This window comes from Haloferax denitrificans ATCC 35960, from assembly GCF_000337795.1.
Lineage (GTDB): Archaea > Halobacteriota > Halobacteria > Halobacteriales > Haloferacaceae > Haloferax > Haloferax denitrificans.
The window spans coordinates 45,925-60,019 of the sequence record NZ_AOLP01000018.1 but is presented as its reverse complement, the minus strand read 5'-3'; the positions used below and the strand labels follow the sequence as shown (position 1 = coordinate 60,019).

The following is a 14,095-nucleotide window of genomic DNA, read 5'->3' as shown; positions in this document are numbered from 1 at the left end:
GACGGCGCGACCGCAGGGATGGGGACGGTCCCACACCGCCGCCCGCCGCCGAAGTTGTGCTAGCAAATCGCACGAAATCGGCCGCGAGCGGGCATGGCTCGCGCCCGTCTCAACAACACTTATTCTCCCCCGTCCGTTCCGTGCGCGTATGAGTGATATCGCTGTCATCCTCCCCGACGGGACGGAACTCTCCGTCGAGGAGGGTGCGACGGTGCGAGACGCCGCGTTCGCAATCGGCCCCGGCCTCGGCAAGGACACCGTCGCCGGCGTCGTCGATGGCGAGCTCGTGGACAAGGAGACGCCGCTCCACGACGGCGCGGACCTCGTCATCGTCACCGACCAGTCCGACGAGTATCTGGACGTGCTCCGCCACTCGGCGGCCCACGTCTTCGCGCAGGCCCTCCAGCGGCTCCACCCCGAGGCCAAGCTGACCATCGGCCCGTGGACGGACGACGGCTTCTACTACGACGTGACGAGCGTCGACCTCGAACAGGAGGACCTCGAAGCCATCGAAGACGAGATGCGCGACATCATCGAGGAGGACCTCGACATCGAGCGCGTCCTCGTCGACCGCGAGGAGGCCCTCGAAAAGTACGCCGACAACCCCTACAAGCGCGACATCCTCGAAGACGAGGCCGCCGGCGACGACGAGCTGTCGTTCTACCAGCAGGGCGAGTTCGAGGACCTCTGTAAGGGCCCGCACGTCGAATCGACGGGCGAAATCGGCGCGGTCAAGCTCCTGAATATCTCCGCGGCCTACTGGCGCGGCGACGAGGAAAACGACACGCTGACGCGCGTCTACGGCACGGCCTTCGAGTCCGAGTCCGACCTCGAAGAGTTCCTCGACATGCGCGAGGAGGCCAAGGAGCGCGACCACCGGAAGCTCGGCCAGGAGCTGAACCTGTTCGCCATCGACGAGACGACGGGGCCGGGCCTGCCGCTGTACCAGCCGAACGGCAAGCGCATCCTCGACGAGCTCGCGGACTACGCGAAACAGCTCAATCTCGACGCGGGCTACGACCCCGTCGAGACGCCCCACCTGTTCCGGACGGAGCTGTGGAAGAAGTCGGGCCACTACGAGAACTACGTCGACGACATGTTCCTCCTCGACGTGAACGACGAGGAGTACGGCCTGAAGCCGATGAACTGCCCCGGTCACGCGACCATCTTCGACCAGCAGTCGTGGTCGTACCGCGACCTGCCGGTGCGCTACTTCGAAGACGGGAAGGTGTACCGGAAGGAACAGCGCGGCGAGCTGTCGGGCCTCTCGCGCGTCTGGTCTTTCACCATCGACGACGGCCACCTGTTCGTCCGCCCCGACCAGATTGAAGACGAAATCAACCTCATCATCGACAACATCTTGTCGGTGTTCGACACGTTCGGGCTGGACGCCGAAGTCGCGCTCGCCACGCGCCCCGAGAAGTCCGTCGGGAGCGACGAAATCTGGGAGCAGGCGGAGACGCAACTCCGCGCGGTGCTCGACGACAGCGGCATCGACTACGGCATCGAGGCCGGCGACGGCGCGTTCTACGGCCCGAAAATCGACTTCGCGTTCAAGGACGCCCTCGGTCGCAAGTGGGACGGCCCGACGGTCCAACTCGACTTCAACATGCCCGACCGCTTCGACCTCACCTACACGGGCGAGGACAACGAGGACCACCAGCCGGTGATGATTCACCGCGCGCTCTACGGCAGTTACGAGCGCTTCTTCATGGTCCTCATCGAGCACTTCAACGGCAAGTTCCCGTTCTGGCTCGCGCCCGAGCAGGTCCGCATCCTGCCCATCTCGGACGACCAGATGGGGTACGCGAAGAAGCTCCAGTACGAACTCGGCGACTTCCGCGTCGACATCGAGGACCGCTCGTGGACGCTCGGCCGGAAGATTCGCGAGGCCCAGACCGACCGCGTCCCGTACATGGTCATCGTCGGCGGCGACGAGGAGGAGGCCGGAACCATCTCCGTCCGCGACCGCAAAGAGCGGGAGGCCAAGGACGTGAGCGTCGAGACGTTCCGTGACCACCTCCACAGCGAATACGACGAAAAGCGCCCCGAGCCCGACTTCCTCGCCGACGAGGAGTGAGGCTCTCGGTCCGCTTAGACCGCGACTGATTCTCTGTTTCGGCGGTTCCGCGCCGCCGCGTCCAACTCTCGCCGGACCGTCGTTCGGAACGACTCGTCTCTGATGAGGTTCGCGAGCACGCCGAAGTGTCCGCAGTCCCACTCGCGGCGGTTCGGCCTCGGGACGCCCCACTCGTCGAGGAGCGCGCGCGCCGTCGAGGTGGGTGCCATCTCGTCGCGGGTCCCGATGAACGGGAAGACGCGTTCGGGCGCGAGACACGGCTCTTTCGGCGGGTTCAAAAGCGGCGCGAACTCGTGGAGCGCCTCGCCGGTCCAGCCGGCGGCGTCGAGCGCGTCGTCGATGTCGAGCAGTTCCGTGAGCGCCCCCGAGAGGAGCGTCTGGTCGATTGCGCCGGGCATCCCCACGGGGAACAGCAGGTCGGGGCGCATCGACTCCGGCCAGTCGCCGCACCGGCCGCCGACGTGGAGCGCGATTGTGCCGCCGAGGCTGACGCCGCCGACGCCGACGACCGGCGCGCCCTCGGTCCGCGCCCAGTCGGTGAGGACGGCGGTCTCCAGCGCGGCCGCCGAGTAGAGCGTGAACAGCCCGACGGGCGCGCGGGCGATGTAGGGCTCGCCGCTGTACCGACCGAGTAGCTCGCGGCGGCCGTGCCACGGCGCGTCGGGGAGGATGACCCGGTAGCCCTCTGGGGCGAGCGCGCGCGCGACGTACTCCTCTTCGGGCCAGTAGGTGAGTTGGTCGTCGAACATCCCCCACCCGGAGTGGAAGATGAGCGTCGGCAGGTCGGCGTCGCCGCCGGCGTTGGCGTCGATGTCGACGGGTTCGTACACCCGCGCGGTCGCCCGGTCGCTGAGGTGCGGCGACGGCGACCGGAAGCGAAGCAGGTACTCGGCGGTTCCCGGCCCGCGGACGGTCGCCGAGCGCTCGACGCGGGGGAACTCCTCGGCCGCGCTGGACTCGGCGAAGCCGTACAGTCGCTCGGGTTCGGCGAGTTCGTGGTTCCAGCGGGTCCGCGCGTCCTCGGGCGAGGGCGTCTCGAACTTCACCGGCGGCACGAGGTGTTCCTTCGAGAGGAAGCCGAAGATGTCGGTCGGTTTGGCCCGCCGTTCCGACACCTCGCGGCGCTCTCGCTCGACGGCGACGCGCTCGTCGGGCGTCGACTCGCCGTCGCCCCAGAACACCTGCTCCCAGCGGTCCATCGTCTCGACGTACGCGCCCCGGAGGCGGGCGTACCGCGCGAGAGCGCGTTCGATTCGGTCGTGGAGGTGCGGCGCGGGCGGCGCGCCGACCTCGCGGAGGTACGCTTCCGGCCCCTCCGAGAGCGCCACGTCGGCCGCGGCGCGAGCGCGGACGACCGCGAACTCGCGGGGGAGCGAGCGTGTCTTGAACGCCTCGAACGGGCGCGAGGTCAGCAGTCGGCCGGCGGGGGAGGTGAGCAACCGGTGTACCGCCGGGGTTTCGAGATGGTCCATACGGTGTGATACGAGTGACACGATAATGACCCTAGGCCCGCGTGTCGGAGAGTGAGAACGGTCGGGGTCGGCCGGCGCTCAGTCCGAGTCGAACCGCCAGCGCGTCGCGTCGGCGGGAAAGCCGGACCACGCCAGCGCGCGCTCGGGTCGAACCCGGAACACCGGCGTCCCGTGGCGAATCCCGTACTTCGCCTCGTAGGCGTCGTCGACGCGGGCGAGCGTGGCCTCGTCGGCGGTCTCCGCGTCCAGTCGCTCGGCGACGCCTTCGAGGATGACCACGTCGGTCCCGCTTTCCGTGTGGACCGCGAGGCGCGGGTCGCGCACGAGGTTCCTGACCCATCTGGTTCGCTCGCCGCCGCCGCAGTGGAACGCGCCGTCGACCCAGACGCCCCAGACCGGGCGGGCGTGCGGTCGACCGTCGGGGCGGGTCGTCGCGACCCAGAACACCTCGCCGTCGGCGAACGCGGTTTCGACGACACGCCACTCTAGAAGCCCTCCCTTCGAGTCGGGAATGCCGTAACTCGCTTCGGTCTCAGGGCGGTCGCGGGTGGTCGCCGGCGGCTCGTCGGCAGGCATGAAAGAGGGAGGGGCCGCGAGAGGTTAAGCGCGAAACCCTACCACGCCGTGAGCGCGTCGGTCCCGTGGGTCCACGTCAGGGCCGCGAGGAAGGCGAGGACGCCGGTGATGGCCGTCGCGCCGCCGACGAAGAACACCCACTCCATGCCGACTTCGGCCATGAGGTAGCCGCCGAGAAGGGGCGCGACGACGCTCCCGGGCCGCCAGAGGAGTTCGCGGATGCCGAAGCTACTGGCGACGCCCGCGCCGCCGGAGCCCTCGTCGGCGAAAAGCGCCATGCTGGCCGGTTCGCGGAGGCTGTCGGCGATGCCGAGCAGACCCGCGAGGCCGACGAGCGGGAGGAACGCGGGCGAGAGCGGACCGAGGAGGGGGAACGCCGCGGGGAGCGCGAGCGCCTCGCCGACGGCGGGCGAGAAGGGGACGGCGAGCGCGATGAGGCCGTAGAGGCCGCCGCCGACGAAGACGAACCGCGCGCGGCCGTACCCGTCGGAGACGCGGCCGGTGTAGGGCTGACAGAGCATGTTGGTGAACTTCTCGGCGACGACGGTGGCGGCGACGGCGATACCGCCGTATTCGAGGCCGCCGGAGGCCGCGGCAACGCCGGCGTAGATGGGCACCCACGTCCGGACGAGAGTGACCGCGACGGCGTACTGGACGCGAAACGTCGCCATCGTCAGGATGCGCTCGTTGAGCGCGAGGTCAGTGAAGGGAAAGCCGCGGACGCGGGTCTCGTCCGGCGGGAGGAACACCCAGATAGCGACGACGGCGATGCTCAGGAGAATCGTGATGACGATGAAGATGGGCGTGAAGCCGAACAGGTCGTAGAGGACGCCGGCGCTGATACTCCCGAGGATTGAGGCCGCAAAGCGGGCGGCGTTCGCCTTCCCGATGTGGTTCGCGCGCGTCCCCTCGCGGGCGAGTTCGCCGACGAGCGCGAGCGACATCAGCCCCGCGCCGGTGACGGCGACGCCCTGTGCGGCCCGCGCGACGATAAACGAGAGACTGGAGTCGACGAGCGGAAAAGCGGCGTAGACAACCGCGCCGAGACCGACCGTCCCGGCGAGGACGAGGCGTTTGTCGTAGCGGTCGCCGGCCCACGACAGCGGCACGACGGCGACGGTCTGGGCGAGCGTGAAGCCGGTGGTGAACATCCCGATGACGAACCCTCGTGAGAGGGAGAAACCGCCGAGCACGAGCCCGCCGAGGGCGAACTCGGGCACGAGGACCGCGCTCGGGTCGAGTTCGTTGATGTACTTCGGAAGCAGGGTGACGAGCGTGATGAAGCCGAACCCCCCGGCGAATCGAGTGAGATACAGCGTCCAGAATCTGAGACGGGTGCGGTCCATGGGCTGTGTGCGGCCAACCGGCGAAAAGAGGTTCCGGAACCGGCGGTCACCGTCGGCGACCTAAAAGCCCGTCAGATAGCGGCAGTGGGCTTTATCTTTCAGGACAAATGACATATGATATGGAACAGGTGGGTGGAGAGACGGCGGCGAGAGGCTCGGAGACGCGTCTCGTTCGGATCGAGCGGGAGATGAACGACCACGGGGCGATGACCGTCCGCGTGGTCGAGACCGGAGAGCTTCGCACCGTGGTGGCGTGTGCGACGTCGGACCTGCGGGAGCGACTCGCTTCGACGGCGGCTGGCGCGGAGTTCCCGCTTCGGCTCGCGCCGTCGCCGGGGCGCGGGAACTCGTGGGTCGCACTCGGGTGGTAGTCAGGAGTCGAAAAGCAGTTTCGCGCCGACCGCGAGGCCGCCGAACAGCACCACGAGCACCGCGCCGGCGACGACGTCGGAACCGAAAAGCACCCCGAAGTCCGGGGTGAGAACCGCAAGGAACCGGCCGGGGTCGAAGTGGTCCTCGACGCCCGTGGCCAGTCCGAAGACGATGGCGACGAGAAGCGTGATGGAGACGAGGACCAGTTCGGTCCTGTCGCTCTGGTTCATAGTCGGTAGCGTTCGGAGCGGGACATAAAACATCCGAGGGTGGGAAGCCACTCACCTATCAGCTATCCGAGTGATATAGACAGAAAGCCTCGGCTGTCGGAGCTGGTCTGGAAGGAAGGTAGTGGGCCGGACGCGATTTGAACACGCGACCGTCTGATTAAGAGTCAGACGCTCTGCCTAACTGAGCTACCGGCCCTTGCAATCTCTCGTAACTGCCGGTAGGTAAAATGACTTTCCTTTCTGTACGACGACGGCAGGGACGCACACGCGCGAAACAACGGACAAACGGTGGGTGTTAAGTGGCGGCCGGCCGGAGTAGCGGGCAACGATGAGTGCAGGGGTCAGCATTTCCTCGATGTCTACGTACGCGATACTCGGCTGTGGGAGCGTCGGGCACGCGGTCGCCGAGGAACTGACAGACGAGGGAAAAGACGTCCTCATCCTCGACAAGGACGAAAGCCGCGTCGAAGCCCTGCGCGACCAGGACTTGAACGCGCAGACCACGAACATCGCCGACCCGGAGCTCGCCGACGCCGTCACCGGACGCGACGTGATTCTCATCCTCTCGTCGGACGTCGAGGCCAACAAGGCCGCCGTCTCGACCATCCGCGACCGCGACGAAGACCAGTTCATCGTCGTCCGCGCCTCCGACCCCGTCTCAGAGGACGAACTGACGAAGCTCGGTGCCGACGTGGTCATCAACCCCTCGGAGGTCATCGCCGACTCCGCGCTCCGGAGCGTCGAGTCCGGCGAACTCGAATACAAGGCCCGCCAACTGGCCGATATCCTGCGTGACACCGACCACGGGATGGCCATCCTCACCCACGACAACCCCGACCCCGACTCGCTCGCCTCGGCGGTCGCCCTCCAAGCCATCGCCCGCGAGTACGACGTCGAAGCCGACATCCTCTACTCGGGCGACATGGGCCACCAGGAGAACCGGGCGTTCGTGAACATCCTCGGCATCGAACTCACCCCGCGGAGCGACTCGAAGCCGCTCGAAGAGTACGGCGCGGTCGCGCTCGTCGACCACATGAAGTCGGGGATGCCCGACCTCGGCGACGCCGATATCACGGTCTTTATCGACCACTTCGAACCCGACGACGGCATCGACGCCCGCTTTACCGACGTGCGGCCGAACGTCTCGTCGACCTCGACGATTCTCACGAAGTACATCCAGGAGTTCGACCTCAGCCCGTCGCAGGCGGTCGCCACGGCGCTTCTCTACGGGATTCGAGCCGAGACGCTCGACTTCAAGCGCGACACCACCCCAGCCGACCTGACCGCGGCGGCGTACCTCTACCCCTTCGCCGACCACGACACGCTGGAGAAAGTCGAGTCGCCGTCGATGTCGCCGGAGACGCTGGACGTGCTCGCCGAGGCCATCCAGAACCGCGACGTGCAGGGCTCGCATCTCGTCTCGAACGCGGGGTTCATCCGCGACCGCGACGCGCTGACGCAGGCGGCCCAGCACCTCCTCAATCTGGAGGGCATCACCACGACGGCCGTCTTCGGCATCGCCGACGACACCATCTACCTCGCGGCGCGGTCGAAGGACATCCGCATGAACATCGGGAAGATTCTGAGCGACGCCTTCACCGGCATCGGCGAGGCCGGCGGCCACTCCACGCAGGGCTCCGTCGAGATTCCGCTCGGCATCTTCACGGGCATCGAGTCCAACGACGACAACCGCGACACGCTCCTCCAACTCACCGAGGAGGCGGTAAAGCGCAAGCTCTTCCGTGCGATGGGCGTCGAGGGCGGCGAGAGCGGAAACGGGAGTTAGAACGTCAGGCGACGAGCGACTCTTCGTCTTCTTCTGGGTTCTTCAGGCGCTCGATGACGTCGTTGATGAGGATGACGTCGCCGACGGCGCGGACCCACCGATACGGGATGAGAACGCCCTTCCCGGGTTCGATCTGATTGCGGAACAGTTCGTCGTTCAGCGCCGTCAACGCGAGGCCGGTGACCGTCTCGTGGTCCAAGTCGAGGCGGACGTCTTCGACCTCGCCGACGAACACACCGTTGTTCGAGTAGACCTCCCGGCCTACGAGCGTCGTAATCTCTTCGGGCGTCCCGTCCATATCCGCCAACATGGGATGCCGGGTCTTAATTGTTCGTAGCCCGCGAGTCGGGGCGCAGACGCGCGGCAGACGGGCGTCCGACGCCGGCGGGAAATCACCGGACGAAGACGTGTCCTTCAGTTGAGAAGACGGGGGCGAGTCGCCGCGAACGACGACCGAGACAGGAGCCGAGTCGGGGGCGCGTTACCGCCGCGGCGCGACCAGTTGAATCGGGTGTTGCATCGGGCGGCTGAGGAGCGAGTCGAGCTGTTCGAGACAGGAGGTGCCGCTGGCGACGACCGTGCGGTCCCCGTTCTCGTCGGTCTGGAACTGCCCCTGTAGCTCGGAGCCGACGTCGACGCTGAGTTCGTAGTACTCGGACTTGTAGCCGAACGAGCCGGCCATGCCACAGCACTCCACGTCGGACGTGGCGACGTCGTAACCGAGGTCCGAGAGGACGGCCTCGGTGTGGCCTTCGAGGCCGAGCGTGCGCTGTTGGCAGTGGCTGTGGTAGGCGACTTCCTCGCCCGCACCGGCCGAGAGCGCGTCGGCGTCAGCGCCGTTGTCCAGCAGGCCGAAGACGTACTCCATGACCTCGTAGCTGGCCTCCGAGATGCGCTCGAAGGACTTCTCGGGCAGGAACTTCTCGTACTCGGTTCGGAACATCGCGAGGTCGGACGGCTCGATGACGACGATGTCGCGGCCGTCGTCGATGTGCTCCGCGAGGCCGGCGTACACGTCGTGGGCGTGGTCCTCGGCGGTCGCAATCATGCCCTGCGAGAGCGGGGCGCGACCCGACGAGCGAACGTCGGGGACGATGACGTCGACGCCGAGAGCTTCGAGGGCGCGGACCGCGGCCTTGCCGCGTTCGACCTGCACGTGGTTCGTGTACACGTCGGGATAGAGGACGGCGGTGCGGACCGGGTCGTCGACCCGCGAGGTGCGGCTCTCGAACCAGTCTTTCAGCGTCTCGCGCTGGAATTCGGGGAGTTCGCGGCGGGCGTCGATACCGAGGAACCGCTCCATGAGGTCGCGGGAGACGTCGAGGCCGGCGGCCCAGTTGGAGACGGGCGCGAAGAAGCTCCCGACCTTCGCGGCCGTCTCGAAGTTGCCGAAGAAGCGCTTCTGGAGGCTGACGCCGCCGGGTTCCTCGTCGGGGGTGAGTCCCTCGACGAGCCAGTCGAGTTCGGACACCTCGCCGCGGTTGACCCGGTCGCGGACGACCGTGTTTATCCACGGGATGTCGATTTCGACCGGGCAGGCGGTGGTACACCGGCTACAGCCGGTACAGAGGTCGTTGAACTCCGCGGCGCTGTCGAGGCCCTCGACGCCGGCCTCCCAGCCGGTGCCGATGCCGCCGGAGTAGGTCTCGCCGCCGAAGGCGTGGCCGCCGACGTGCTGGAAGTTGGCGCAGACGTTGGAACACGCCGAACACCGGATGCAGTAGAGCGTCTCGCGGAGTTGGTCGTCCTCGCGCATGTCGAACCGCCCGTTGTCGATGAGCACGAGATGGAAGTCGCGGTCCGTCTCGGTCGCCGAAAGCGGCGTGTCGGGGGCGTCGAAGTCGACGGTCGGCGACTCGACCGGCGGCGTCAGAAGCGAGATGTAGGAGGTGATGTCCTGTCCCGTCCCCGACTTGCCGATGAGTTCGACGAAGGGCCGGAGGTCCTCGACGGTCGGAATGACCTTCTCGACGCCGGCGACCGCGACGTGCGTGTCGGGCACGACGGCGGTCTTCCGGGCGTTGCCCTCGGAGGTGACGAGCGCCATCGTCCCGGTGTCGGCGGTGATGAAGTTCGCGCCGGTCATCCCCACGTCCGCGCCCTCGATGAGTTCGCCGAGCCGTTCGCGGGCGAACATGGTGAGTTCCTCGGCGGTTTCGAGGGGTTCGTCGGGGTCGAACGCCTCGTTGAACAGGTCGGCGATGGCCTCCCGCGACTTGTGGATGGCGGGCGCGACGATGTGCGACGGCGACTCGTCTGCGACCTGCAGGACCCACTCGCCGAGGTCGGTCTCGACCACGTCGATGTCGGCGGCCTCGAGGTCCTCGTTGACCTCTATCTCCTCGGAGGTCATCGACTTCGACTTGACGACGCGCTCTGCCTCTTTGTCCTCGCAGACCTCGCGGATGTACTGGTTCGCGTCGGCCGCGTCGTCGGCGATGTAGAGCGTGCCACCGTTCGATTCGACGGTCTCGCGCAGTTGGTCGATGAGTTCGGGGAGCCGTTCGATGGCGTCTTCCTTGATGGCCCGCGCCTCCGACTTCAGCCCCTCGTAGTCGTCGAGCGTCTGGACCGACTGGTAGCGCCCCTCGTTGAACCCGCGGGTGCTCGTGCCGACGGCGTCGCCCTCGGTCTCCATCAACTGTCGAATCTTCGCCGCCTTGGCCTCGCGCGCCTTACTCATCGAGAATCACCACGTGGACTTCCTTCGGACCGTGCGCTCCCTTCACCAGCGCGCCCATGTCGGCGGTGGCGCTGGGACCGGTGGCGATGATGGCCGAGGGGTGTCCCGTGCGGAACTCCTCGCCCAGCCAGTCGAACGCCTCGGGCATGCCGGGGACGATGTCCGACCGCCGGAGGACGGCAACGTGGAGGTCGCCGAACAGGCTCACGGGTTCGACGCCGTCGGGCGTGCCCTGCACGACGACGCTCCCGTAGTCCGCGATACCCAGCCCGGCCGCCGTGACGCCCGCGTTCGCCTCCCGGAGGTCCGCCGGGGTCGGGTCGATGTTCACCCAGTCGGGGAGGTCGACGCCGTCGTACGGGAGGGAAACGCCGATAGTCGGGTCCGAACAGAGTCCTTCGAGCACGTCCGCCAGCCCATCGGGAGACGCGTGTGTCCAGCCTACTTCGAGTCGTTCGAGCGAGTCCTCGAACGTCGCAACCGTGCCGGTTGACATACGTGGAGCTAGCGCGTTCTACATAATCGTTCTTCGGGTTCAGACACCACTCTGTCGGTTAATTATGAAGGATTGGGTCAGGGGAATCGACCGACCGCCTCGTCCGCGTCGGCGACCGTGCCGGCCGCCTCGCGCTTGCCGGCGGCGGACTTCGTCACCGCGTAGGCCTGCACGACCAAGTAGCCCGCCCAGAGGAGGTAGCCGCCGGTCCCGCTCCCGAGGACCGTCGGGACCGTTCGGAACGTCGCGAGCCCGATTCCGTTGAGCCACGTCCCGATGAGGAGGACGCTGAAGTAGCCGTAGAAGCCCGTCGCCCACCACATGCCGACGACGCGCGCCCAGCCGGGTTGGACGTGTTCGGGGAGCCGCGTCGTGTTCATCACGAGGACGAGCGCGGTGTAGGGCCACATTATCACGCCGGACATCGCGGCCCCGACGACGAGGAAGAAAAACGGCTCTTGGCCCTCGAACGGCGAACTGAACAGGAGGATGATGACGACGCCCCAGACGCAGAAGGCGGTGAGGAGCCGCCAGAACAGCTTCGGGAGGTCCCAGCCGGCCTCGCGACCGTAGGACTCGTAGAGGGCGTCGGCGCTGTTGCGGACGAACGACTCGACGATGGCGTACTCGGTGGTAAACAGCGCGACGAAGAGGACGGCGAAGACGAGAAACGAGCCGACCGGGCCGAGAAGCGGGACGACGTCGCCGAGCCACATCTGAATGGCGTTGGCGGTCGACCCCGACGCGTAGCGCATGGCGACGCTCATCAGCGCGGGGGCGACGAGGAGCAGGCCGAACACGAACGTGAGCAGGTGTTCGAGTTGGACGACGCGCCACCAGCCGCGCCAGCGGCGGAGGTTCGTCAGCGTCGGGCGGAACGCGAAGCCGTCGCGCTGGATGGGTTCGGGGTCGTCGCCGCGAAGCGGGTTCTTCACGCGCCCCTGATAGTTGCCCATGCCGTAGCCCTTCTCCCGCATCCAGAGGCTCTGAGAGAGGTTCAGGTAGCCGCCCGCGCCGGCGAAGGCGAGACCGCCGAGGAAGACCGCGATGTCCAGTCCCTCGGGGAGCGTTCCGACCGACCCCGCGGCCGCGGGGAGGTCGGCGAACTCGACCCACGAGCCGGTGACGGCGACGAGGAGCAGGGCCGCGCCGATGGCGACGAACAGGAGGCCGATTTGGAACACCTCGACGGCGTTGTACATGACCGACGACACCTGATACGAGAGCCAGATGACGCCCATGAGGGCGGCGGCGACGAGTTTCCACGTCGCGAGCGACGCGCCGAAGAGCGCGACCGACCCGTCGAGTCCGAGCGCCGTCGTGGCGACCTGCGCCGCGCCGGCGGCCCACCCCGGCCAGCCGAGGCTGATGAGGCCGCCGACGAGGAACGCCCACGGCCAGTACGACCCCACGCGTGCGAACGCGCGGAAGATGCTCTCGCCGGTGGCGAGCGTCCAGCGCTGAAGCTCCGTGTTGATGAGGAACTGCGTGAAGACGCCGACGACGAACGCCCAGAACACCGCCCAGCCGTACTGCGCGGTCAACACCGGCCAAAAGAGCGTCTCGCCGCTCCCGAGCGACGCCCCGAGCATGATGGCCGAGGGGCCGACGACGTGGCCGACGCGGGGGACCCGCGGGAGGTCGGCGAGGCGGAACGACCCGCCCTCGCCCGACTCGGGGTAGTCGTCCGAGTCGTCGGACTCCTCCAACTCCTCGTAACGAAGCGGGAGATACCACGTCCCGCGGTACTGCTTTCCCTCGACCTCGGAGGCGTAGACGTCGTCGCCGCCGGCGACGCTCGGTTCCGTCGAGGGCGCGGACGCCGAGGGGTCCGCGCCGGAGTCGTCCGAGTCGTCGAGCGCGTCCGACCGCGCGGACGGGTCGGCGTCGGAACCGGGTCGACCGTCGCTCACGAGACGAGACACCCCGGAACGGAACTATCGGACGGCGAATCGCTTGACATCGATGCGTTTGCCGGAATTGTGGCCCGATGGTGTATAAATTCGTAGGGTGGCTGTCGCGTTCGAAAACCGGACTACCCGCCGAGGAAGTGCCAGATGTGGCCGCGCTCTTCCGGCGGGTCGACGCCCGGCAGTTGCTTGAGCGCCGGCTGAATCGCGTTCCACCAGCCCTCGGCGGACTCGAAGCCGGCGGGGTAGTCGTGGTACACGTCCCGCAGGAAATCCGCCTTCTTCGCCTCCGGGTGGTCGGTGAGGTACTGGTACGCCGCCGACAGCGCCTCCCGGCGGGCGTCGAGCATCGGGCCGCTCCCCGGCAGGTCCGCGCGCTCGATGGCGGACGAGACGGCGGGCGGGTGGTCGAGGTCGTCCGGGTCGTCGGCCTTGGCCTCGCCCGAGTCCCCGGTTTCGGAGGGCGAAGCCGAGTCGGTCGAGTCGGCGGCCCGCCCCGCAGTCGACTCCTCGCGGGCGGGCATCGGAATCCAGAACACCCGGCTCCGAGCGCCGACCTTCCGGGTGGCGAGGTCGCCGCGTTCTTCGAGTTCGTTCAGCTTGTTGTGCGCGGTGCGCCGCGAGCAGTCGAGCGCCTCCATCACGTCGGTGGCGGTGAGGGGGCGAGCGGCGTCGTCGCGCCCCTCGAACACGTCCAAGACGGCGTCCAGCGAGATGCGTCCCACGTACTGTCCGTGCTCGTTTCGAGAGCGCGCGCGAGACTCATCGTCCATGATAATTCCAGTTCACACGACTGTATAAGCCTTTGCACACGAGTGAACATCCAGTACACTCGTGTGTTGTAGCCGTGAAACACGTGTGTTGTGGTCGCTTCGAGAATCGGTTTTCCAAAATCGGCTCCGAACGAGAACAGACAGGATAGACCATGTGAAACCAGAATTCGGCGGTTAATCGCGTATTTGTCCGAATATCCACGAGTGTACTGGGTTGTGTACTTCGGGTAAGTCGACCCCAGGAGATATGTCATGAATAGCGACGAACGATAGATATTTATCACAAAGGTTGTGTAGCGGATGCCACGATGCACCGCATCAGGCACGAATCTGGAACGGAACAGGCTGGAACGAACTGCGGAGGTGTGCGG

At 67.2% G+C, this 14,095-nt stretch carries 12 protein-coding genes and 1 tRNA gene; 3 read left to right on the top strand and 10 right to left on the bottom strand.

Translation table 11 applies throughout. The features are described 5' to 3' along the window. Window positions 1-148 precede the first annotated feature (148 nt). Window positions 149-2,080, top strand: a complete 1,932-nt coding sequence (gene thrS, locus C438_RS15325; protein WP_004970569.1) for a threonine--tRNA ligase — start codon at window positions 149-151, stop codon at window positions 2,078-2,080. 14 nt (window positions 2,081-2,094) lie between these two features. On the opposite strand, the gene C438_RS15320 is transcribed toward thrS, so the two are convergent. From C438_RS15320 to C438_RS15310, 3 genes are all read right to left on the bottom strand, one after another. Continuing rightward, on the bottom strand, window positions 2,095-3,552 hold the full coding sequence (locus C438_RS15320) for an alpha/beta hydrolase family protein (RefSeq protein WP_004970568.1): 1,458 nt from the start codon (window positions 3,550-3,552) through the stop codon (window positions 2,095-2,097). Between the two features lie 78 nt (window positions 3,553-3,630). Beyond that, entirely contained in the window at window positions 3,631-4,128 is a 498-nt protein-coding gene (locus tag C438_RS15315; protein ID WP_004970567.1) for a pyridoxamine 5'-phosphate oxidase family protein, read from the bottom strand. 38 nt (window positions 4,129-4,166) lie between these two features. After that, window positions 4,167-5,474, bottom strand: a complete 1,308-nt coding sequence (locus C438_RS15310) for an MFS transporter (protein WP_004970566.1) — start codon at window positions 5,472-5,474, stop codon at window positions 4,167-4,169. Window positions 5,475-5,593: 119 nt separating this feature from the next. Here C438_RS15310 and C438_RS15305 point away from each other — a divergent pair, with 119 nt between their 5' ends. Further along, window positions 5,594-5,845, top strand: coding sequence for a hypothetical protein (locus tag C438_RS15305; protein WP_004970565.1), 252 nt, complete (start codon window positions 5,594-5,596; stop codon window positions 5,843-5,845). Here the strand turns inward: C438_RS15305 and C438_RS15300 are convergent, their stop codons facing one another. After that, the gene (locus C438_RS15300) at window positions 5,846-6,076 is read right to left on the bottom strand and encodes a hypothetical protein (RefSeq protein ID WP_004970564.1); all 231 of its coding nucleotides are present in this window, start codon (window positions 6,074-6,076) and stop codon (window positions 5,846-5,848) included. A 122-nt stretch (window positions 6,077-6,198) separates the two neighbouring features. Further along, window positions 6,199-6,272, bottom strand: a tRNA-Lys gene (locus tag C438_RS15295). Window positions 6,273-6,404: 132 nt separating this feature from the next. Between C438_RS15295 and C438_RS15290 the strand changes: the two genes are divergently transcribed. Beyond that, on the top strand, window positions 6,405-7,862 hold the full coding sequence (locus C438_RS15290) for a DHH family phosphoesterase (RefSeq protein WP_004970563.1): 1,458 nt from the start codon (window positions 6,405-6,407) through the stop codon (window positions 7,860-7,862). Window positions 7,863-7,866: 4 nt separating this feature from the next. Here C438_RS15290 and C438_RS15285 read toward each other — a convergent pair whose 3' ends face one another. The 5 genes from C438_RS15285 to C438_RS15265 all read right to left on the bottom strand — a co-directional run bounded on the left by C438_RS15285 (window position 7,867) and on the right by C438_RS15265 (window position 13,724). Further along, window positions 7,867-8,160 carry a PRC-barrel domain-containing protein gene (locus C438_RS15285; protein WP_004041580.1) on the bottom strand — a complete coding sequence of 98 codons (294 nt, stop codon included), beginning with the start codon at window positions 8,158-8,160 and terminating at the stop codon, window positions 7,867-7,869. A 183-nt stretch (window positions 8,161-8,343) separates the two neighbouring features. Then, entirely contained in the window at window positions 8,344-10,545 is a 2,202-nt protein-coding gene (locus C438_RS15280; protein ID WP_004970562.1) for an LUD domain-containing protein, read from the bottom strand. Next, window positions 10,538-11,041: a LutC/YkgG family protein gene (locus C438_RS15275; protein ID WP_004970561.1), complete on the bottom strand. Its 504-nt coding sequence runs from the start codon at window positions 11,039-11,041 to the stop codon at window positions 10,538-10,540. Before C438_RS15275 ends, C438_RS15280 begins: the two co-directional genes overlap by 8 nt. Before the next feature lie 77 nt (window positions 11,042-11,118). Next, a complete protein-coding gene (locus C438_RS15270) occupies window positions 11,119-12,954 on the bottom strand; it encodes an Nramp family divalent metal transporter (RefSeq protein ID WP_004970560.1) in 1,836 nt (611 codons plus the stop codon). A 122-nt stretch (window positions 12,955-13,076) separates the two neighbouring features. Further along, window positions 13,077-13,724 (bottom strand): hypothetical protein, encoded by a 648-nt coding sequence (locus C438_RS15265; protein WP_004970559.1) that lies wholly within the window; start codon window positions 13,722-13,724, stop codon window positions 13,077-13,079. Window positions 13,725-14,095: the final 371 nt, after the last annotated feature.